Source organism: Oceanisphaera marina (assembly GCF_014643915.1).
GTDB lineage: Bacteria > Pseudomonadota > Gammaproteobacteria > Enterobacterales > Aeromonadaceae > Oceanimonas > Oceanimonas marina.
Genome location: NZ_BMKE01000005.1, coordinates 148,028 through 168,699, shown reverse-complemented (window position 1 = coordinate 168,699; position 20,672 = coordinate 148,028). Strand labels below are relative to the sequence as shown.

16 protein-coding genes are annotated in these 20,672 nt (G+C 55.3%); 6 read left to right on the top strand and 10 right to left on the bottom strand.

Translation table 11 applies throughout. The annotated features are described in order from the left end of the window. Positions 1 to 261: 261 nt before the first annotated feature. Positions 262 to 1,428, top strand: coding sequence for a mechanosensitive ion channel family protein (locus IEW52_RS04910; protein ID WP_188628947.1), 1,167 nt, complete (start codon positions 262 to 264; stop codon positions 1,426 to 1,428). A gap of 86 nt (positions 1,429 to 1,514) precedes the next feature. Here IEW52_RS04910 and glpD read toward each other — a convergent pair whose 3' ends face one another. The 3 genes from glpD to mepA are packed head-to-tail and all read right to left on the bottom strand — an operon-like array spanning position 1,515 to position 5,409. Next, on the bottom strand, positions 1,515 to 3,068 hold the full coding sequence (gene glpD / locus IEW52_RS04905; protein WP_188628946.1) for a glycerol-3-phosphate dehydrogenase: 1,554 nt from the start codon (positions 3,066 to 3,068) through the stop codon (positions 1,515 to 1,517). 38 nt (positions 3,069 to 3,106) lie between these two features. Beyond that, positions 3,107 to 4,609, bottom strand: a complete 1,503-nt coding sequence (gene glpK / locus IEW52_RS04900; protein ID WP_188628945.1) for a glycerol kinase GlpK — start codon at positions 4,607 to 4,609, stop codon at positions 3,107 to 3,109. An 11-nt stretch (positions 4,610 to 4,620) separates the two neighbouring features. Continuing rightward, on the bottom strand, positions 4,621 to 5,409 hold the full coding sequence (mepA, locus tag IEW52_RS04895; RefSeq protein WP_188628944.1) for a penicillin-insensitive murein endopeptidase: 789 nt from the start codon (positions 5,407 to 5,409) through the stop codon (positions 4,621 to 4,623). A 182-nt stretch (positions 5,410 to 5,591) separates the two neighbouring features. Between mepA and IEW52_RS04890 the strand changes: the two genes are divergently transcribed. Further along, positions 5,592 to 6,203, top strand: coding sequence for a hypothetical protein (locus tag IEW52_RS04890; RefSeq protein WP_188628943.1), 612 nt, complete (start codon positions 5,592 to 5,594; stop codon positions 6,201 to 6,203). Positions 6,204 to 6,209: 6 nt separating this feature from the next. On the opposite strand, the gene IEW52_RS04885 is transcribed toward IEW52_RS04890, so the two are convergent. From IEW52_RS04885 to IEW52_RS04865, 5 genes are all read right to left on the bottom strand, one after another. Continuing rightward, a complete protein-coding gene (locus IEW52_RS04885; protein ID WP_188628942.1) occupies positions 6,210 to 8,060 on the bottom strand; it encodes a methyl-accepting chemotaxis protein in 1,851 nt (616 codons plus the stop codon). Between the two features lie 116 nt (positions 8,061 to 8,176). Next, entirely contained in the window at positions 8,177 to 8,809 is a 633-nt protein-coding gene (locus tag IEW52_RS04880) for an MBL fold metallo-hydrolase (protein ID WP_188628941.1), read from the bottom strand. Between the two features lie 36 nt (positions 8,810 to 8,845). Next, positions 8,846 to 9,940: a tRNA 2-selenouridine(34) synthase MnmH gene (mnmH, locus tag IEW52_RS04875; protein ID WP_373286215.1), complete on the bottom strand. Its 1,095-nt coding sequence runs from the start codon at positions 9,938 to 9,940 to the stop codon at positions 8,846 to 8,848. 1 nt (position 9,941) lies between these two features. Then, positions 9,942 to 10,979: a selenide, water dikinase SelD gene (selD, locus tag IEW52_RS04870; protein WP_188628940.1), complete on the bottom strand. Its 1,038-nt coding sequence runs from the start codon at positions 10,977 to 10,979 to the stop codon at positions 9,942 to 9,944. A 193-nt stretch (positions 10,980 to 11,172) separates the two neighbouring features. After that, complete coding sequence (locus IEW52_RS04865; RefSeq protein ID WP_188628939.1) at positions 11,173 to 12,366, bottom strand: class I SAM-dependent methyltransferase; 1,194 nt, start codon at positions 12,364 to 12,366, stop codon at positions 11,173 to 11,175. 76 nt (positions 12,367 to 12,442) lie between these two features. Between IEW52_RS04865 and yccX the strand changes: the two genes are divergently transcribed. Next, positions 12,443 to 12,715: an acylphosphatase gene (yccX, locus tag IEW52_RS04860; protein ID WP_188628938.1), complete on the top strand. Its 273-nt coding sequence runs from the start codon at positions 12,443 to 12,445 to the stop codon at positions 12,713 to 12,715. A 73-nt stretch (positions 12,716 to 12,788) separates the two neighbouring features. Here the strand turns inward: yccX and IEW52_RS04855 are convergent, their stop codons facing one another. Next, positions 12,789 to 14,312: a fumarate hydratase gene (locus tag IEW52_RS04855; protein ID WP_188628937.1), complete on the bottom strand. Its 1,524-nt coding sequence runs from the start codon at positions 14,310 to 14,312 to the stop codon at positions 12,789 to 12,791. Between the two features lie 189 nt (positions 14,313 to 14,501). On the opposite strand from IEW52_RS04855, the gene pabB reads away from it, so the two are divergent. From pabB to IEW52_RS04840, 3 genes are all read left to right on the top strand, one after another. Then, the gene (gene pabB, locus IEW52_RS04850; RefSeq protein WP_188628936.1) at positions 14,502 to 15,887 is read left to right on the top strand and encodes an aminodeoxychorismate synthase component I; all 1,386 of its coding nucleotides are present in this window, start codon (positions 14,502 to 14,504) and stop codon (positions 15,885 to 15,887) included. 321 nt (positions 15,888 to 16,208) lie between these two features. Next, a complete protein-coding gene (locus tag IEW52_RS04845) occupies positions 16,209 to 16,772 on the top strand; it encodes a CoA pyrophosphatase (RefSeq protein WP_188628935.1) in 564 nt (187 codons plus the stop codon). Between the two features lie 188 nt (positions 16,773 to 16,960). Beyond that, on the top strand, positions 16,961 to 18,364 hold the full coding sequence (locus IEW52_RS04840) for an L-serine ammonia-lyase (RefSeq protein WP_188628934.1): 1,404 nt from the start codon (positions 16,961 to 16,963) through the stop codon (positions 18,362 to 18,364). 189 nt (positions 18,365 to 18,553) lie between these two features. Here the strand turns inward: IEW52_RS04840 and metG are convergent, their stop codons facing one another. After that, complete coding sequence (gene metG, locus IEW52_RS04835) at positions 18,554 to 20,590, bottom strand: methionine--tRNA ligase (protein ID WP_188628933.1); 2,037 nt, start codon at positions 20,588 to 20,590, stop codon at positions 18,554 to 18,556. Positions 20,591 to 20,672 lie beyond the last annotated feature (82 nt).

The window sequence follows — 20,672 nt, the reverse complement described above, 5'->3', positions numbered from 1 at the left end:
CGCAGCTTTATTTCCTGGAGAAAAGATCAGCTACTGACTGAAGTTTCAATGTTGCTAAAGGGAGTAGGAAGTGAATTCCACATACGTTATACGTGATTGCTTAAGGCCCCGTTACCCTGACGGGGCCTTATGTTTTATGCCAGCCCAATGTAGAAGTTGGCGAGACTAAAACCTGACCAATGATCGTTCGACCGAGTGCTAACCGCTATAGTATAAAGAGTGGTTAAATGATGAATCTACTCTGTCAACAAGGATGTGCAGATGGCGACTTCAAGTTTTACCCTGCTGTGGAAGCAGTTTCAAGAAAGCCTGCTGGATACCAGTAATGCCCTGGGCATGAGTGGGCTTAACTGGCAGGAGCTTGCCGTTATGGTGGTGGGGCAGCTGTTGGTGTCGGTGATGATACTGCTGCTGTTTGGGATCTTGTACTGGTTGTTGGCCAGCCTGCTTAAACTGGTGCTGGGGCGATCCCGTTACGGAGAAAAACCCTTTATTGCCGGACGCATGGTGTTGCGCTATTTACTGGGGCTGGCGGTGATTATTGCCATTCTGGCGCAATATAACGCTCCCGATGCGATGCTTAAGGGAGCGGCCCGAGCCGGATTGATGGCGCTGGCCTTTTACGTGCTCTGGCTGTTGCTGTCACGGGGGCTGACCTCGAATCTGTCCCGTCATCATATTGACTCGTCATTAGAGCAGTTGTGTAAAAATACGCTGTCGGTGGCATTGATTGCCATGGGTACCATTACGGTATTGGCGCAGTTTGGTTTTGATGTGTTATCGATTGTGGCCGGTTTGGGCATAGTGGGTATTGCCGTGGGCTTTGCGGCACAGTCGACCCTGGCCAACTTTATTGCCGGTATTACCTTGTTGATAGAGCGGCCGTTTCGCATTGGCGACTGGGTGAAAATTAACGGTGAAGAGGGCAAAGTGATCCGCATTGCCTTCAGAACGACCTGGCTGCGCACCCGTGACAACGTGTTTACCATGATCCCCAACGAGCGCGTGGCCACTTCGGATATCGTCAACTTCAGTGTGGAAGGGCCGACCCGCATTCGCATACCATTGGGCATTGCCTATAAAGAGTCGGTGGCCCATGCCCGTGAGGTGATTATGCCCTTGTTGTCTGCGCACCCCATGGTGATTACCAACGACCAAATGCAGCCACGGCTGCAGTTGCGCGAGCTGGCGGACTCGTCATTGAACCTGAGTGCCCAGGTGTGGGTGCATTCCAAAGATGTGGAAGTGAAAGGGCGCATATCTTGCGAGCTGCTGGAAAGCATCAAGCAGGGGCTGGATGATGCGAATATTGAAATGCCGTTTCCGCATTTGCAGCTGTTTATTGATGAAGCCAAAGGTCTGGAGCCCTGGCTTAATCCGGAGCGAAAGCAAGTGGCAGCCAACAACGGCAGTGATATAGAACATTAAGGCGGTCTCGGCCTTTACCGCCTTGCCGGTACATATTGTTGAAGATGAAGGCTTGGGGAGTTGAGCGTGTGTCGCTTTTTCCTGGATTAGCGAGATTGCTTTGCCTCCATATATTGTTGCAGACGGGCTTGTTGCTCTTCGCCAAGCACCAGCCCCAGCTTGCTGCGGCGCCAAAGAATATCTTCGGCGCTATAAGCCCATTCTTCGTCCATCAAGTAATCCACTTCTTTTTGATATAACTCTGCGCCAAAGTGCTCGCCCAGTGCGGCCAAATCGTGGCAATCGTGTAAAAAATGCTGACATAGATTGCCGTAGCTGCGGGCGAAGCGTTGCAGCATTGAGTGACTCAACCAGGGATAGTGTTGCCGTAATTCGGCAATCAGTGCGGGCTGCGAGCTGAAATGCCCACCGGGCAGTATGGCATTTTTGGTCCAGGGGGCTCGGGGTTTGGAAAAGAACGGCGCTATGGCGTCAACGGCGGCTTCGCTCAATAATCGATAAGTGGTGAGCTTGCCACCAAAGACCGAGAGCAGTGGGGCGCTTCCCTTGGGGGCGTCCAGAGTAAAGGTATAATCCCGAGAGGCGGTTTGCGCATCGTTTTGTGTGTCAGCGCCCTTCTCTTTATCGACCTTTTCGTGACTGACGCTTTCATCACTCATCAGGGGGCGTACGCCGGAATAACTCCATACCACCTCTGCGGGGGCGATTTGCCGCTTGAAGTGATCGTTTACCACCTGGCATAAATAGTCTATCTCTGCGGCCTCTATCTTTGCCTCGGCCGGATCTCCCTGGTAGTCGACATCCGTGGTACCTATCAGTGAGAACTGCTGTTCATAGGGAATGACAAACACGATACGTTGATCGGTATGCTGCAGAATATAGGCGTTGGGTTCATCGTGCAGCCGGGGCACCACGATATGGCTGCCTTTGACCAGGCGCAGCTGCTTGGGAGCAGGCTGGGTTAGCACTTCGTCAAACAACGAACTGGCCCAGGGGCCCGCGGCATTGATCAACACCTTGCAGCGATATTGCTCTTGCGGAGCGTCTTGAGTGCCGCGACCGGACTGTTGCAGCGTCACCCGCCACTGGCCCTGTTCGCGTACGGCTTTAATACAGCGGGTGCGAGGCTTTATTTCGGCGCCATGCTGGCGGGCCGCCATGGCGCACAGCACCACTAGCCGTGCATCATCCACCCAGCCGTCGGAATATTCAAAGCCGATGTTAATGCTGCTTTTCAGTGGGCTGGCGGCATTGAAAATAAGGCTGCGCGAGCGGGGTAATTGCTCGCGTTTGGCCAGATGATCGTATAGATACAGACCCAGGCGCAACATCCAGGCTGGGCGTAAATGGGGTTGGTGGGGCAGGCGAAAACGCAGCGGCCACATAATATGGGGCGCGCTGGCCAATAATATTTCTCGTTCGGCGAGGGCTTTTTTAACCAGACAAAATTCGTAATGCTCTAAATAACGCAGCCCGCCATGGATCAATTTGCTGCTGTTGGACGAGGTAGCCGACGCCAGATCATGCATTTCGCACAACGCCACCTTAAGGCCGCGGCCGGCAGCATCCATGGCAATACCCACGCCATTCACGCCGCCACCAATGACCAACACATCTACTGCCTTATCGTCTGCTGGCATACTGTTTCCTTTTAACGCCGCCGTTGTACTACACCCCTTTATTCAATCCAGTGCCGGGACCGTGCTACCGCTTTTTGCCAACCTTGATACAGGGTGTCACGCTGCAATTGGCTCATGGCAGGGGAGAAACGTTTATCTTGGACCAAGGTGCGCGCCAATTGCCCGGTGTCTTGCCATAATCCAACGGCCAGCCCGGCCAGAAAGGCCGCGCCCAGGGCGGTGGTTTCCAGTATTTTGGGCCGAATAACGTCGATATGGCTGATATCGGCCTGGAACTGCATTAATACCTCGTTGGCCACGGCGCCCCCGTCCACTTTCAGCTCCGTCAAGTTCACATCGGCTTCCTGTTGCATGGCATCCAGCATATCGCGGCTCTGGTAGGCAATGGCTTCCAGGGCGGCGCGAATAATATGATTACGATTGGCGCCTCGGCTCAAGCCCATCAGGGTGCCACGGGCGTAAGGATCCCAGTAGGGGGCACCCAGCCCCACAAAGGCGGGAACCAGATACACGCCGTTGCTGTTTTCAACCTTACTGGCGAAATACTCGGTATCTTCAGCCGACCGGATTAAGCCTAGCTCGTCACGCAGCCATTGAATAATGGCACCGCCCATGAATACCGAGCCTTCGAGCGCGTAATTGACCTCGCCCTTGGCCCCTATGGCCAGGGTGGTTAACAGGCCATGCTGGGATCGAACCGGCTTGTTTCCGGTGTTCATCAATAAAAAGCAGCCGGTGCCGTAGGTATTCTTGGCCATGCCTTTATGAACGCACAGCTGACCAAACAGCGCGGCTTGCTGATCACCGGCCAGACCGGCAATGGGGATCTTGCCACCCAAGCTGCCACCGAGCTGGGCATAGCCATATATCTCGCAGGAAGGTTTGACTGCAGGCAAGAGTGACGCCGGAATATCCAGCGCGTCCAGCAGGGTGCTGTCCCACTCAAGGGTATTGATATTAAACAACATGGTGCGCGAGGCATTGGTGTAGTCGGTGATGTGCACCCGGCCTTCGGTCAGTTTCCAGATCAACCAGGTATCTATGGTGCCAAACAATAGTTCGCCTTGCTCCGCCTGTTCGCGGGCATTTTCCACGTTATCCAGTAGCCATTTTATCTTGGTGGCCGAAAAATAGGCATCGATCACCAGGCCGGTATTGTCCTGCACATAGTCACTCAACCCCTCTGCTTTTAATTGCTCGCAGAGATCGGCAGTACGCCGGCATTGCCAGACAATGGCGTTGTGAATGGGGCGTCCGGTGTGTTTGTTCCAGATGACGGTGGTTTCACGCTGATTGGTAATACCGATGGCGGCAATCTGCTGGGGGCTGATGCCGGTTTTGGCCAGTACCTCGGTAAGGGTTGCGCGCTGGCTGGCCCATATTTCCATGGGATCGTGTTCGACCCAGCCGGGTTGAGGATAAATCTGGGTAAACTCCCGCTGGGCGCTGCCTTCGACCTGTGCTTTGTCGTTAAAAATAATGGCGCGCGACGAGGTGGTGCCTTGATCCAGTGCGATCACATAGGCTGGTGTCGATGACATGATGCGCTCCTTTATGGTTTCTGAGCAACCCAGCGTTGGCATTGCGCGGGTAGCACGGGGCGATAGGGCTTGCGCGCGCCACCACTGCTGATGGCTCCGCTTTTATCTTTTATCCAGCTGGCGAGTTCACTGCCACACCCTGTACCAGGTGCCACTTTGGCTTGGGGTTCGCAGTGCTTATCGCCGGGTGGACAATGCAGGCGAACATGAAAATGGCTTGAATGCCCAAACCAGGGGCGCAAACGGTTCAGCCAGGGCGCCTTGCCATAAGTATTGCACATGGCCTGCTTGATCAATGGATGCACGAAAATACGACTGACTCGAGGGTCTTGTGCCGCCAGGGCGATCAGCTGGCGCTGCTGGTCCTTGAACTGGGGGCTTAAGATATAAAGCGAGTGATTCACCATATCAACCGCCGGGACGTTTTCTAACTGCCGGGGTGAGGTTTGCGTGGGCGGTGTACGCAGCCAGATATCGGCATCCAGCCCCGTTTGGTGGCTACGATGACCATAGGCAAAAGGGCCGCCCCGTTTCATGGCAATATCGGCTACCAGCATGGGCGGCAACTGTGCCTGTTCGACTTTTTTACCCAGTGCTTGCAGATAATTGATAAGGGTTGGCTGGCCATAAAAGCGTTCTCTACTGCTCCGGATCACATGAAAGCCGGTGCCGCTGGCCGGCAAGGCTCTGGCATCAAACTGGCACCCCGCGGCATAGCCACCCACCGCCTGCGCCCAGCTAAAGGCAGGCATCAGGCCGACCAGTAACACCAGCCACAGCGGGTTAATCCCTTTATACATATGTTTGCTCCTTGTGCTGAACACGCACTTGATTTGTAACGATATTATTGGTCAAAATCCGCGTTTTGAGCCGGTAAAAGTCATGGTTAACCATGACAGATTTTGAGCCCTCTAGGCACCATTATTTATGGCGACATGTTTTTTTGCTAGGGTATGCCACCTTTTGTTTATTGGAATATCCCATGACAGTGCAGCGCTTGCCTTTATCCTCGCTATTAGCGCAACCTTTGACTTTTGTGTTATGCCCCCCGGCGCTGCGTTTTTATCTTACGCACAGTCTGGTGTTGCTGGCCAGTTTGCTGGCGGTAGGAGCGGCGTTATGGGACGGGCAAAGCGGTTTTGGTTTGATTCACTGGGTCGGTATCTTGTTTGGGGGGACAGTGCTGTTACTGAGTTTGTGGCCACCCAGCTGGAGTCGGCAGCGACTCATCAACCTGGCCTTTGATGAGCAACAGCTGTATCTGGTGAATGGTCTTGGCAAACAGGCCGTTGCCTTGCCGCGCGAGCGGGTGTGTGCGGTCAACAAGGGTAAATTACCGGGCCACGATGGTGCCATTATTGCCTTTACGCTGGATTTGGCATTAAACGATGCCGAACTGGCATTGGTGCAAGAGACGTTGGGCACTCAGGTTGAAGACCGTTTTAAACTGGAAGAAGACCGTTATCGTTTTGGCTTTGTGGGGAATTGGCAAAACCGCCGTCAATTGCTGGCCGCGGTGTCGGTGCTGGCACCCGCCGTCATCACCCCCGCTGCGGTAGCGGACGAGGATGACGACGATGAGTGGGATGATTGAAGCGGGTTATACCCGAAACGCGGCAACGACCTGACGCAGTTCCCGAGCCTGAGCCGCAATGTCGCTGCTGGCCCGGGAATTATCGCGCACGGCCTGGGCGGCATCTTCGGTGATATCTCGTATCACGACCACATTTTGCCCCACTTCGCTGGCGACGCTGCTTTGCTGCTCTATGGCGGTGGCGATTTGTGTAGCCATGTCCGAGATTTCCGTGATCTCCCGGGTGATGTTATTGAGCACGGTTTCGACCATTCCTGCCTGCTTACTGCTTTCCCGGCCTTCTTCACTGCTGCTGTGTATCATCTTGACCATGGCACCTGTGTTGGCCTGCAGGGAGGTGATGATCTGGGAGATTTCGAGCGTGGCTTCCTGGGTGCGACCGGCGAGGGCGCGCACTTCATCGGCCACCACGGCAAAGCCGCGGCCTTGCTCGCCGGCTCGCGCCGCTTCAATGGCCGCATTCAAGGCCAGCAGATTGGTCTGCTCGGCAATCCCCTGAATCACTCCCAGCACGTTACCTATGGTATTGCTCTGGGTTGAGAGCGCCTCCATGCTGCCGACGGTGTTGTCCAGGGTATCGGACAAGTGGCGAATGCGACCGATGGAGCCCTGCACCTGCAGTTGTCCCTGCTGTGCCCCGCTGTGGGTAGAGCCAGCCTTGAGCGCGGTGTTTTCGGTGTTATGGGCAATTTCTTCGATGGTGGAAACCATTTCCGTGACGGCGGTAGCCACCATTTCGGTTTCTGCCTGCTGGCGTTCGATATCGGTACTGGTACGGGCCGCGTTTTCGGATAACACCTCGGTGGTATGATTCATGGTCTCGACCGCCTCGTTGACCTGGCGGATCACCCGCTGAAAGCCGGCAAGCATGGTATTGAGCGCCCGTGCCATCTCGGTGAGTTCATCCTTGCCCTGTTCTTCGACCCGCAGGCTGAGATCGTGGCTCTCGTGGATTTTCTGCACTCCTTGCTGAATTCGGCTGATCGGTATGAAAATCGAGCGTGCGATCAGCAGGGCGATCACCGAAGTCAGCAGCAACATGGTGATAAACATGACCATGGCAAGGGTACCGGCCCGATCGGCGTGCTGGTGAGTCAGAGCCTCTACGTCCCGTACCGTATTTTCCAGCAAACTTTCGGTACTATGAATGGTTTGCCGCATGGTCAGCTGCAGGCCTTGATCGCTGCTGAAACCGAGCCGACGAGCGCCGTCTGCATAACGATGAAAGCGATCCTGATAGGTGTTGGCCAGTGCCAGCATCTGCGTAGGCATGGCCGCCGCGCGCAGCTGTTGCTCCAGAGTAACGAACAGAGTGTCGAATTTGTCGAGATAACGGGGATCCTGGCGCAGAATGAAGTCTTTTTCTGCCCGGCGCAGCTGCAGCATGGTGACCAGTATTGAATCGGCATTATATTGTGCCAGCGCCTTTTCGATGCCGTGTACCGCGGCCCGCAGTTCACCGTTGAGACCGGATTCATGGTCGAGCCCCATCAGCTGATGGGCTTGTACCACCTGTTCAAAATTCTGACCGTATTCGCTGAACCGCTGGCGCAGCGTCTCGAGTGCCTGAGTATCGAAGTCGAATTCTGCCAGTAGTTGTTCCAGCTCGTTCACCACGTGCTGGTTTTGCACCAGCGTCTGCCGAAATTCGGTGACGTATTTCATATCCAGGCGGCCGAGAAAGTCCTTTTCGTCCCTGCGCAGGCCCAGCATGCCGGTTTCGAGCGACATGGCCAGCTCGGTACCATGATTCAACTGCTTGATGGTACTGAGGGTCCTGGCGAACAATACGAAGAGGGCGGCCATGGCGAGCATGACCAGCAGGGTATTGAGCCCCAGTTTATGCTTTATTTTCATTGATGATCTCGGTGATTATCTGCAAACAGATAAAAGATAAAACGACAGGCTCGAGCATGATCTTCAGATCATACGGAAACAGTTCGTCAGCTTGTTAGTGTTGATGGTTCCGGGTCTCAGCGTAGATAGGGATTGTGCTGTCGTTCATGGCCAAAGGTACTTTCCGGGCCATGGCCGGGCACGAAGGTGAACGCGTCTCCCAGGGGCAACAAGGTGTGCATAATAGAATGGATCAAGGTGGCATGGTCGCCGCGCGGAAAATCACTGCGGCCCACGCCACCGTTGAACAGCACGTCTCCCACAAAGGCCAGTTTTTGTGCCTGATGCACAAATACCACATGGCCTGGCGTATGCCCGGGGCAGTGGTATACCTCCATGGTTTCGTTGCCGACAGTCACGCTATCACCGGCAGCCAACCATGTATCCGGCGTAAAACCGGGCACGGGAGCAAAGCCAAACATCTGCACTTGCTGGTCCAGTGCGGTTATCCAGAAGGCATCTTCCTTGCCCGGGCCAATCACCGGCACCGGCTGGGTGGCAATGATCTCACCGGTGGCCCCCACATGGTCCAGATGACCGTGAGTCAGCAAAATGGACTCCAGGGTAAGGTTACGCTGCCTGATCTCGGCCAGCAAACGGTCGGTTTCGCCACCGGGGTCGATCAGGGCGGCCTTGTTGGTGGCACTGCACCACACCAGAGAGCAGTTTTGGGCAAAGGCGGTCACTGGCAGGGTAACGCGGTTTAGCATGTTATCAGTCCTTTATACTTAACATAATCTGTTTACTTACGCAGTGATGCTCGGCGGCTGCCTGGCCAACCAGTGGGCCAGTTCTTCTTCGTTACCGCGTTGTACGATCCGGTCTTCTTTATTGACCTGATGGCGGCGATAAATGGGGTCATAATAGCGATTGAGCAGTTCGCTTATCCATTCCTGATGGCCGTCACAGTCATAGCCCAGCAATTGCTGGTTGATGGCATCGGTCATTTGTTGTGACAAGCGACGCCAATCTCTATCGCCCAGGCGCTTGTACAAGCGTTTGAGACTGTCTTGCAGATAGTCGCTGAGACGCGAGATATCGCCGCTAAAGTGAGCCAGCATGACCTCAACATAATCGTGCTGAATTTGTCGTACTCTTTGCTCGAAGGGCACTTCCAGCAGCAGGATCGGACTTTGCTGCATGCGCTCATATACCCGCTTGGGCAGGGCACAGCGGCCAATCATGGCGCTTTCATCTTCTACCAGCCAGCTGTTGATACCAGCTCGACGCTGTTTGAGACGGGCAATGGCCAGGCGATTTTCGAAGTCGATGGGCGTAGGCTGCGGCTCGGCCCAATGGCCAAAGCTGGAGCCGCGATGGTGGGCATAGCCTTCCAGATCCAGTGCCAGCGGTGTGCGGGTCAGCCAGTCGGTCTTGCCGCTACCGGTGAGGCCCGATAATACAAAGCCGGGTTGTTCGAAGCCGGTTTCTATTTCTTGCAGCAAGCGCCGACGCAGCGCCTTATAGCCCCCCTGCACCCGCGTCACCGGGCGACCGGCCTCGGCCAGCCACTGTTGTACGGTTTGACTGCGCAGCCCGCCTCTAAAGCAATAAATCACGCCCGTGGGGTGTTCTGCCAACCAGGTAAGCCAGGCTTGCAGGCGCTGCTCTCGCAGCTCGCCCTTGACTAAATCGTGGCCCAGAGTAATGGCAGCGGCTTGCCCCTGCTGCTTATAACAGGTGCCTACCTGAGCCCGCTCGTCATCCGTCATCAACGGCAGGTTGGTGGCACAGGGAAAAGCCCCTTCAATAAATTCAACCGGTGCCCGCAGGTCGAGCAGCGGGATATCGTTGGCCAGCAGATGATCATAATCGGCGGTCAGCTCAAGGGAATGGGTCACATTACTCACCCAGCACCTCGATGCGATGTGCTCCGGGCGCGGTTAATTCGCCAATGGCAGTGAGCTGCAAGTCATGTTGCTCGGCCAGTTGCAAAAAGTCATGAACGGCACCGGGGTTAACGGCTACCAGCAAGCCGCCACTGGTTTGTGGATCGCATAAAATATGCTGCTGGCGCTGAGTCAGCGTTGCCAGCTTGTGACCATAGGCATCCAGGTTGCGCAGGGTACCACCGGGCACGGCGCCGGCGGCCAGATAGTGATCCACCGCGGGCAGCAGCGGTATCTTGTCCATATGCAGCGTGGCGCTCACATTGGCCCCTTCGCAGACTTCCACCAAATGGCCCATCAAGCCAAAACCGGTGACGTCTGTCATGGCACTGACGCCAGACAGTTGAGCGAAGTCCTGACCGGGCTTGTTCAACTGGCACATGACGTCGGCGGCCAGGGTAGCGTGCTCGGGCAGCAGGACGCCTTTCTTTTGTGCAGTCGACAAAATGCCGATGCCCAGCGGTTTGGTCAAAAACAGGATGTCACCGGCGGCGGCGGTGTCGTTGCGCTTGACTTTATCCAAGGCGATTTGCCCAGTGACCGCCAGGCCGAAAATGGGTTCGGGGGCATCTATGCTGTGGCCGCCGGCCAGCGAAATACCGGCATCCCTGCACGCCTGACGGCCACCATCAATGACCTGTTGTGCCACTTCGGGGGCCAGCAGATTCACCGGCCAGCCTAGAATGGCAATCGCCACCACAGGGGTGCCGCCCATGGCATAGACATCGCTGATGGCGTTGGTGGCGGCAATGCGGCCAAAGGTAAAGGGGTCGTCAACAATGGGCATGAAGAAATCAGTAGTCGAAATAATCCCCATGCCATTGCCTACATCCACTACGGCGGCATCGTCACGACTGTCGTTGCCGACGATCAGCCGAGGATCATTAAAGCGGGGTAACTGACTGTGTAATATGGTGTCGAGCACCTTGGGGGAAATTTTGCAGCCGCAGCCGGCGCCATGGCTGTATTGAGTGAGGCGAATAGGTTCCACTTGGGCTTCCTTGAGATCACTGACGTAAAGGCACTATGTTACTCCTAATTACCCTGGGGTGCATCTGGAGCAACAGAACGAGATTGTGGGTAAAGGATTGGACAATCGACTCCGCGACACCCGAATAAACAGCGTCTTGTGTGCAGAGTCGATTCATGCTCAGCAAAGCACCGTCAGGTGCAGGGTGAGCGGGTTACCAGGCGCGGACTACCAGACCTTTCAGGTAATGACCTTCCGGGTAGGCGGTGCCAATGGGGTGGTCGGCGGCTTGATTCAACCGCTCCAGAATTTGTGCATCGCGGCCGGCATCCAGGGCGGCGTCGGCCACCACTTTCTGGAACAGATCCTGAGTCATCAATCCCGAGCAGGAGAAAGTCAGCAAGATGCCACCGGCATTCAGTAACTGAAAGGCCAGCATATTGATGTCTTTATAACCGCGGCAGGCACCATTGAGTTGTGCTTTGCTTTCGGCAAACTTCGGCGGATCCAGTACGATCACATCGAAGCGCTGGCCCTGGTCTCGATAGCTGCGCAGTAGTTTGAATACATCGGCCTGTTCAAATTTGGCGCGGCTTAAGTCCAGCTTGTTGAGCGTTACATTCTGCCTGGCCAGGGCCAGTGCAGACTCGGACATATCCACGTTAACCACTTCAGAAGCGCCGCCTTTCAGGGCATACACGCCAAAGGTACCGGTGTAGCTAAAGCAGTTGAGTACGCGTTTATTCTGGCAATAACGGGCGGCAATACGGCGATTATCGCGCTGATCCAGATAAAAGCCGGTTTTATGGCCTTGCTCTATGTCGACCAGAATTTTTACGCCCTGGTTTTCTTCTATCACTACCGGTTGGCTGGGCAGGGTGCCGGCCAGTAACCCTTTCTGCTCTTTCAGGCCTTCTTTTTTGCGTACCGCCACGTCGGAGCGCTCATACACACAGCACTCGGGATACAAGCTGGTCAAGGCACTGACAATGGCCGAGCGCCAGCGCTCGGCACCGGTGCTTAGCAGCTGACACACCACGACATTGGCGTACACGTCTATGGTCACACCGGGTAAACCGTCGGATTCGGCGGCACATAGGCGATAACCGGTCAGCCCTTGCTCGTCGATCAGCGGCTGGCGGCTGTCTTTGGCGCGGGTGAGGCGGCGCAAGAAGAAGGCGTCGTCTATGGTTTCGTTTTTATCGAAGCTCCATACCCGCGCACGAATTTGTGATTGCGGCGAGTAAAAACCACGGGCCAGCCACTGGCCTTTGCTGCTTAAAATGTCTACGGTATCACCGGCATTAGGCTGGCCTTGTACCTTGTCTACGGCACGAGAAAATACCCAGGGGTGGCGGCGAAGAAGGGATTTTTCACGTCCGGCGATAAGCGTCACTGAGGTGGTCATAGGCTTGGCTGTTTATAAGAAAAGGGCGATAATTTTAGAGATATGCGGACGAAAGCACAAACAGGGAGCGAGAAAAATGACTGAAATTGCAAAAATAATTTTAGTAAGCGGCAAGGTGCAGGAAGTTGGCTTTCGCTTCAATACCCAGCGCGAAGCTGAACGGTTGGGGGTGACCGGCTACGCCCGAAATTTACCCGATGGCCGGGTAGAGGTCTGGGCCGAGGGCGAAGCAGCCAAAGTCAGACAGCTGGTGCACTGGTTACGCCAGGGTCCCAGCAATGCCAGCGTAGATAACATTAGCGAGCAGGACGTGGAGCTGGCTCAGCACCGCCATTTCGATACGGGTTAGTATTAAACGCAATTTACAAGGCGAAAAAAACACCGAGCATCAGCTCGGTGTTTTGAACATTAGGCTTTACGCTTTACACTTCACGGAGTCTCGCATCCAGCTCTGCGATGTTGGCTTTCCAGATAGCGGGGCCCGATACGTGGGCGTTGTTGCCCTCAGAGTCTACCGCCACCGTGACCGGCATGTCTTCTACGTCAAACTCGTAGATGGCTTCCATGCCCAAGTCTTCGAACGCCACCACGCGGGCTTTCTTCACCGCCTTGGCCACCAGATAAGCGGCACCGCCAACGGCCATCAGATACACGGCGTTGTGCTGCTTGATCGATTCAACGGTGGCCGGCCCGCGTTCTGCCTTGCCGACCATGCCCATCAGGCCGGCCTGTTCCAGCATCATGTCGGTAAACTTGTCCATGCGGGTAGACGTGGTAGGGCCGGCAGGGCCCACGGCTTCATCACCAATGGCATCCACCGGACCCACGTAGTAGATAAAGCGGTCTTTAAAGTCCACCGGCAATGGCTCGCCATTGTGCAGCATCTCTTGAATGCGCTTGTGGGCGGCGTCACGGCCTGTGAGCAGCTTGCCGGACAGCAACACGGTTTCGCCCATTTTCCACTCTTTGATGTCGGCGCGGGTCACGGTATCCAGGTTGACGCGGCGCACGTTTTCACCCACTTCCCAGGTGACTTGTGGCCAGTCTTCCAGCTTCGGCGGGGTCAACTCGGCAGGGCCCGAACCGTCGAGGTGAAAATGCACGTGGCGGGTGGCGGCACAGTTGGGGATCATGACCACCGGCTTGGAGGCGGCGTGTGTGGGCGCCGACTTGATCTTGATGTCCACTACTGTGGTCAAGCCCCCCAGGCCCTGGGCACCAATACCCAGCTTGTTGGCTTTTTCGAAAATGTCCAGACGCAGCTGTTCTTCGGTGGTCTCGGCGCCACGTTCCATCAGCTCGTGAATATCTACCGGATCCATCAGGGATTCCTTGGCCAGTACGGCGGCCTTTTCGGCGGTACCGCCAATGCCGATACCGAGCATGCCCGGAGGGCACCAGCCGGCGCCCATGGTAGGCAGGGTATTGAGTACCCATTCCACTATGTCGTCGGACGGGTTGAGCATCACCATCTTGGACTTGTTTTCGGAGCCGCCGCCCTTGGCGGCAATGGCCACTTCCACGTCACCACCGGGTACCATGTCGATGTGCACCACGGCAGGGGCGTTATCTTTGGTGTTGATACGCCGGCCGGCAGGGTCGGACACGATAGAGGCGCGCAGCGGGTTATCGGGATCGCTGTAGGCGCGACGTACCCCTTCATCCACCATTTCCTGCACGGTCAGGTCACTGTCCCACTGTACCTGCATGCCGATTTTAACGAAGCAGGTCACTATGCCGGTGTCCTGGCACAGAGGTCTTTGACCTTCGGCGGCCATACGCGAGTTGATGAGAATTTGTGCGATGGCGTCTTTGGCGGCCTGACTCTGTTCTTTGTTGTAGGCTTTTTCCAGCGCCTGCACGAAGTCCAGTGGATGATAGTAAGAAATATATTGCAGGGCATCGGCAATGGAGTCGATAAAGTCTTGTTTCTTGATAATGCTCATGGCTTCCTCACGAGGTGTAGCGTTGGCTCTGTGACAGGCGCATTGGTTTTTTATTATTTACGACCTAAGAACAATGCACCCAGACTATGCTCGGTATTGTTATAATGCCCGCTATGATACGCTTCGCGGCCCTAGGCTGGCCAGCCTGAGCGCCAGACCAGATGCCAAAACTGTCGAGTGGATTACATAATGGGACTGTCTTTGCACATTCACAGCCAGCCGTTTAACGGCTCGGTGCATGATTTTTTTTCGCCTGTTGCCCATTTACCCTGGGCCATGTTGCTGGAATCGGGAGCAACCAAAGGGGATGATAGCCGTTTTCATATAATCAGTGCCGAGCCGCTCGCGACCCTGGTGACTCGGGGGGAAGAAACGGTGATCGATCATCCTAGCGGGCGCCATACGTCAACCGATTCGCCCTTTAGCCTGTTAAAAACCTGGCAAGACGAGTTGATCGGTCCGGTCACCTTGCCTCAAGCGTACCAACATTTACCCTTTGCCGGGGGCGCATTGGGCCTGTTCAGTTACGACCTGGGACGACGGTTGGAATGCCTGCCCAATGAGGCCATTAATGAATTGGCCACGCCGGACATGGCGGTCGCCCTGGTCAATTGGGCCTGGGTAATAGATTGCGAACAGGAACTGGCACACCTGCTGGTGCTGGGCGATGCCGCCGCCTTGAGTACACGCTTGTCCTGGTGGCAGGCGCAGTGTGCAGCCACATCCGCCTCGGTTACTCCTTTCAAGCTGACCCGAGACTGGCAGGCCAATAAGAGTGCGGCACAATATGAAGCCAGCTTTGATCGTGTGCAGCAATATCTGGCGGCGGGAGATTGCTATCAAATAAATTTGACGCTGCGTTTTAACAGTGGTTTCAGCGGAGACACCTGGCAGGCGTATCGACAGTTAAGTGCCCATAATCAGGCGCCGTTTTCGGCCTTTTTGCAATTGCCCACCAGTACCATTCTAAGCCTGTCGCCAGAGCGCTTTATTGCGCTGGAGGGGCGGCAGGTAGAAACCAAGCCCATTAAAGGCACGCGGCCAAGGGGTGCCACGGCCGAGCAAGATCAGCAATTGGCCGCCGAACTGGCGGCAGCCCCCAAAGATCGCGCCGAAAATCTGATGATAGTGGACTTGTTGCGCAATGATATTGGCCGGGTGTGTGTGCCGGGCACGGTCAAGGTACCGTCGTTATTTGCCATAGAGTCGTTTCCGGCGGTGCATCATCTGGTGTCGACCATTACCGGCGAGCTGACGGCGGGCCTGACTGGTGCCGACTTGCTGGCGGCGACTTTTCCTGGCGGCTCCATTACCGGCGCGCCCAAGGTACGAGCAATGCAGATTATCGAGGAACTGGAAACCCATCGCCGCCACGCCTATTGCGGCAGCATAGGTTACATTAGTGCTCACGGCCGTATGGACACCAGTATTACCATTCGTACCCTGGTGGCCGAGCGGGAACAGTTGTACTGCTGGGCCGGTGGTGGCGTGGTGGCCGACTCTAACGCCGCAGATGAATATCAGGAACTCTTTGATAAGCTGGGTAAAATTCTGCCGGTGCTATCTGAGTTATAAATAGCCCATGGGGCAGCTTAAAGCCATCGGTTATCGGTTATCGGTTATCGGTTAAAGATAGACCTTAAAGATTGCTTCGCCACGGAATCCACGGAACTCACGGAAAAATAAAGATAAAATCAAAAAATATATACCGGATGAGATAGCGCTCGGCTTCCCCTCGCACCAAGGAAACTCAACACCAATACCTAGCGTCGGCCTTAAAGCTGTAACATGATTGAGTGTTTAGTCACTTTTCGCTCTTATCTTAGCGTGATTTTTCGGTTTTCTTCCGTGGGTTCCGTGGCAAAAATAGCACTTTGGATTTTTAGGTTTTGAACCATGACATTGGATGAACTAAAAACGCGCATTAACCTGATGCCGCCACTGCCGGACCCGCATTTGCCGCTTCATGCCTATCCGGCGGCGGTGCTCATGCCCTTGCTGCAAACCGGGCAGGGGCTGGAGCTGGTATTGACCCGGCGCAGTCGTCATTTGCGTCATCATCCGGGGCAGGTCAGCTTTCCGGGCGGGCGTGCCGACAGCAGTGATGCCAGCCTGTGGCAGACGGCGCTACGCGAAAGCTGGGAAGAAATCGGCCTGCTGCCCGAGCAGTGCCAGCCACTGGCACAACTGCAGGCGCAATATACGATATCCGGCTTTGCGCTGACCCCCTTTGTGGGTCTGATAGACGGCTCGCCTGTGTTCAAGCTTAATCCTGGCGAGGTCGACGAACTGTTTCGAGTACCACTCGATTATCTGTTGGACTTGCGCCACCACCATCTGTTTCACCTGCGCCGCAAGGGCCGCAGCCACCAGGTGGTGTTCATTCGCTGGCACGGCTTGTGGATTTGGGGTATTACCGCCGCCGTCATTCATCAATTTGCGCAACAGATTGCCCGCTAACACGGGATCCATATCACAAATTCCACTTCATTTTTTTTCGTTGTTAAATTTATGTTGGGTTGTCTTTCAAATAACTCTACTATTATTCAAAAATAGTTGAGCGGATGGCCTGAGCCTTTCCGGCCGCCGTCGGCTCTGTCAGTTAATCATTACAGATTGTAAACCCTGTTGTGCTTTGGAGTATGCTCATGATCAGCGTGTTCGATATGTTCAGTATTGGTATCGGTCCGTCTTCGTCCCATACGGTGGGGCCGATGCGAGCGGCACATGCCTTTGTTACCGCCATGGAGGAGCAGGGCATACTGAGCCAGGCTCGTCGTGTAGAAGTAGAGTTGTTTGGTTCCTTGGGGCAAACCGGCGTAGGTCACGGAACCGGCAAGGCGGTGATACTGGGCCTGGGGGGATTTGATCCCGAAACCGTTGACATAGACATGATACCGGGCTTTTTGGAGCAGGTAGAAAGCAGCCAGCAGCTGCTGCTTAATCAAAGCCACCTGGCGGATTTTCCGCGTACCGGTGCGATTGTTTTTCATCGCCGCAAAACTTTGCCGCTGCACAGCAATGGCATGACCTGCCGTGCCTTTGCTTCGGATGCCAGCACGGATAACGGCGAAAAAGTTCTGTTTGAGCAGTCTTATTATTCCATTGGTGGCGGTTTTATCGTCAAGGCGGAAGAGTTTGCCAACACCAAAGCCAGCGCCGCCGCCGAGTCCAGCGCCAAGCCGGTGCCGTTTGCTTTTAAAAGTGGTGATCAATTGCTGCAGCTATGCCGTGAAAATGGCATGTCGATCAGCAGCCTGATGATGGCCAACGAAAAAGTGAACCGCAGTGAAGAAGAAGTGATTGCCGGGCTGCGCAAGCTGTGGCAAACGATGAAAGACAGCGTGGCGCGTGGCTGCAAAACCGAGGGCATTTTGCCTGGTGGTCTCAAGGTTAGGCGTCGGGCTCCTTCGTTGTTGCGTCGTTTGAACAGCGAGTCCCTTTATAACAAGGATCCATTGAGTGTTATGGAGTGGGTGGATTTGTTCGCCATGGCGGTGAACGAAGAAAACGCCGCCGGTGGCCGAGTTGTGACTGCACCCACCAACGGCGCCGCGGGTATTATTCCGGCGGTACTGCATTACTACGATAAATTTGTGCAGCCGGTGGATGACGATGTACTGGTACAGTACTTTTTGACTGCCGCCGCCATTGGTATTTTGTACAAGGAAAATGCATCTATCTCGGGCGCCGAAGTGGGCTGTCAGGGTGAAGTGGGCGTGGCCTGCTCCATGGCTGCCGCGGCGCTGACCGCAGTGGTGGGCGGGACCATAGAGCACGTGGAAAACGCCGCCGAAATCGGGATGGAGCATAACCTGGGACTGACCTGCGATCCGGTGGGTGGTCTGGTTCAGGTGCCCTGCATCGAACGCAATGCCATGGGCTCGGTAAAGGCCATTAACGCCAGCCGTTTGGCATTGCGTGGTGATGGTGAGCACAAGGTGTCGCTGGACAAGGTGATCAAGACCATGCGCGAAACCGGCAAAGACATGAAAAGCAAGTACAAGGAAACCGCTCGCGGTGGTTTGGCGGTCAACATCATCGAATGCTAACGGAAAACACAGCCGTACGCCGTACGCGTTGCGCCATACGTTAAGAGCCAGCTTGGGTCTTCTCGTACGGCTTATGGCGTAAAGCGTACCACGCTGTTTTTTTTCCATAAAAAACCGAGCCTTATGGCTCGGTTTTTGTTTTTTAACTGACAGCTTAAAGCGGAGGGCTGACGGCTCCCCGCAGGGGAATTACTTTATACGCATGCCGGGCTGGGCGCCGTCCTGGGGTTCCAGGATCCACAGGTCTTTACCGCCGGGGCCGGCGGCCAGTACCATGCCTTCACTCACGCCAAAGCGCATTTTGCGCGGTGCCAGATTGGCCACCATGACGGTGAGCTTGCCTTCCAGGTCTTCCGGGTTATACGCCGACTTGATACCGGCAAACACCTGGCGAGTTTCGCCACCCAGATCCAGCTCCAGGCGCAGCAGTTTTTCAGCTTTTGGCACGGCTTCGGCTTTGGTGATCAAGGCCACGCGCAGATCGATTTTGGCAAAATCATCAAAGCTGATGGTGTCGCTGATGGGGTCGTCCGCCAGCGGGCCCGTGACCTGCTTGACCTGGGCCTGTTCGGCGGCCAGATCTTCTTTTGAGGCTTCTACCATGGCGGTTACCTTGTCGGCGTCAATACGGCTGAACAGGGCGCTGAACTTGCTGACCGTATGATCCAGCAACGGCTCGGCAACCGCATCCCAGCTCAAGGTGGTGTTAAGGAAGGCTTCGGTGCGCTCGGTCAGCTTGGGCATGACCGGCTTGAGATAGGTCATCAGTACGCGGAACAGGTTGATGCCCATCGAGCAAATGGCTTGCAGCTCGTCGTCTTTACCTTCTTGCTTGGCCAGCACCCAGGGAGCCTTGTCGTCTACGTAACGGTTGGCCTTGTCGGCCAGTGCCATGATTTCACGAATGGCACGACCAAATTCGCGCTGCTCGTAAAACTGGCCAATACGTTCGCCGGCGGCGGCAAATTCGGCATACAGCTCGGGCTCGGCACAGGTGGCGGCCAGTTGACCATTGAAACGCTTGGCGATAAAACCGGCGTTGCGTGAGGCCAGGTTGACCAGTTTGTTGACCACGTCGCTGTTTACCCGGGCTACGAAATCATCCAGGTTCAAGTCCAGATCGTCGATGCGGCTGGACAGCTTGGCGGCGTAGTAATAACGCAGACACTCGGGATCCAGGTGGTTGAGATAGGTGTCGGCCTTGATAAAGGTGCCTTTGGACTTCGACATTTTGGCACCATTCACCGTGACATAGCCGTGTACGAAGATATTGGTGGGCTTGCGCAAGTCGCTGCCTTCCAGCATGGCCGGCCAGAACAGGCTGTGGAAATAGACGATGTCTTTACCGATAAAGTGATACAGCTCTGTGCTGCTGTCTTTGTTCCAGTACTCGTCAAAATTCAGATCGCCGCGTTTATCACAGTAATTCTTGAACGAGCCCATGTAGCCGATGGGGGCATCCAGCCAGACATAAAAATATTTGCCCGGGGCGCCGGGAATTTCAAAGCCGAAGTAGGGCGCATCACGGGTAATGTCCCACTGCTGCAAGCCGCTTTCAAACCATTCTTCCAGCTTGTTGGCCATTTCTTCCTGCAGGGCGCCGGAGCGGGTCCAGGCCTTGAGCATGCCGCTGAACTGCGGCAGGTCGAAGAAGAAGTGCTCGCTGTCTTTCATGACCGGGGTGGCACCGGACACGGCAGAGCGTGGATTAATCAGCTCGGCCGGGCTGTAGGTGGCAGAGCAGACTTCGCAGTTGTCACCGTACTGATCTTCCGCCTTGCAGCTGGGGCAGGTGCCTTTTACGAAGCGGTCGGGCAAGAACATGTTCTGTTCGGGATCGTAAAGCTGTGAAATGGTGCGATTCTCAATAAAGCCGTTGCTCTTGAGGCGACCGTAAATCAGCTCGGCAAATTCGCGGTTCTCGTTGCTGTGAGTGGTGTGATAGTTGTCGAAGCCGATATTAAAACGGTCAAAGTCGTGCTGGTGTTCTTGCTGCACGGCGGCAATCATCTGCTCGGGAGCGATACCCAGCTGTTTGGCCTTGAGCATGATGGGCGTGCCATGGGCATCATCGGCACAGATAAAGTGAACGGTATGGCCACGCATTCGTTGATAGCGAACCCAGATATCAGCCTGAATGTGCTCCAGCATGTGGCCAAGGTGGATAGAACCGTTGGCGTAGGGCAGGGCGCAGGTAACAAGTATCTTACGAGGTTCGGTAGCCATAATTTCCATTCTGTTAAGTTATTTTGCTGTGACCGGCCATGTTACCCGAGTTTTTTTCGGTTATACACACTTAGGCGGCATT

Bases quoted from the DNA above. Each gene is read 5' to 3' on its own strand.
- IEW52_RS04885 (WP_188628942.1), bottom strand. From the start codon at position 8,060: ATGAAAATAAAGCATAAACTGGGGCTCAATACCCTGCTGGTCATGCTC.
- IEW52_RS04855 (WP_188628937.1), bottom strand. From the start codon at position 14,312: ATGAGCATTATCAAGAAACAAGACTTTATCGACTCCATTGCCGATGCC.
- IEW52_RS04840 (WP_188628934.1), top strand. From the start codon at position 16,961: ATGATCAGCGTGTTCGATATGTTCAGTATTGGTATCGGTCCGTCTTCG.
- IEW52_RS04865 (WP_188628939.1), bottom strand. From the start codon at position 12,366: ATGACCACCTCAGTGACGCTTATCGCCGGACGTGAAAAATCCCTTCTT.
- IEW52_RS04880 (WP_188628941.1), bottom strand. From the start codon at position 8,809: ATGCTAAACCGCGTTACCCTGCCAGTGACCGCCTTTGCCCAAAACTGC.
- glpK (WP_188628945.1), bottom strand. From the start codon at position 4,609: ATGTCATCGACACCAGCCTATGTGATCGCACTGGATCAAGGCACCACC.
- IEW52_RS04910 (WP_188628947.1), top strand. From the start codon at position 262: ATGGCGACTTCAAGTTTTACCCTGCTGTGGAAGCAGTTTCAAGAAAGC.
- pabB (WP_188628936.1), top strand. From the start codon at position 14,502: ATGGGACTGTCTTTGCACATTCACAGCCAGCCGTTTAACGGCTCGGTG.
- IEW52_RS04890 (WP_188628943.1), top strand. From the start codon at position 5,592: ATGACAGTGCAGCGCTTGCCTTTATCCTCGCTATTAGCGCAACCTTTG.
- metG (WP_188628933.1), bottom strand. From the start codon at position 20,590: ATGGCTACCGAACCTCGTAAGATACTTGTTACCTGCGCCCTGCCCTAC.
- IEW52_RS04845 (WP_188628935.1), top strand. From the start codon at position 16,209: ATGACATTGGATGAACTAAAAACGCGCATTAACCTGATGCCGCCACTG.
- yccX (WP_188628938.1), top strand. From the start codon at position 12,443: ATGACTGAAATTGCAAAAATAATTTTAGTAAGCGGCAAGGTGCAGGAA.
- glpD (WP_188628946.1), bottom strand. From the start codon at position 3,068: ATGCCAGCAGACGATAAGGCAGTAGATGTGTTGGTCATTGGTGGCGGC.
- mepA (WP_188628944.1), bottom strand. From the start codon at position 5,409: ATGTATAAAGGGATTAACCCGCTGTGGCTGGTGTTACTGGTCGGCCTG.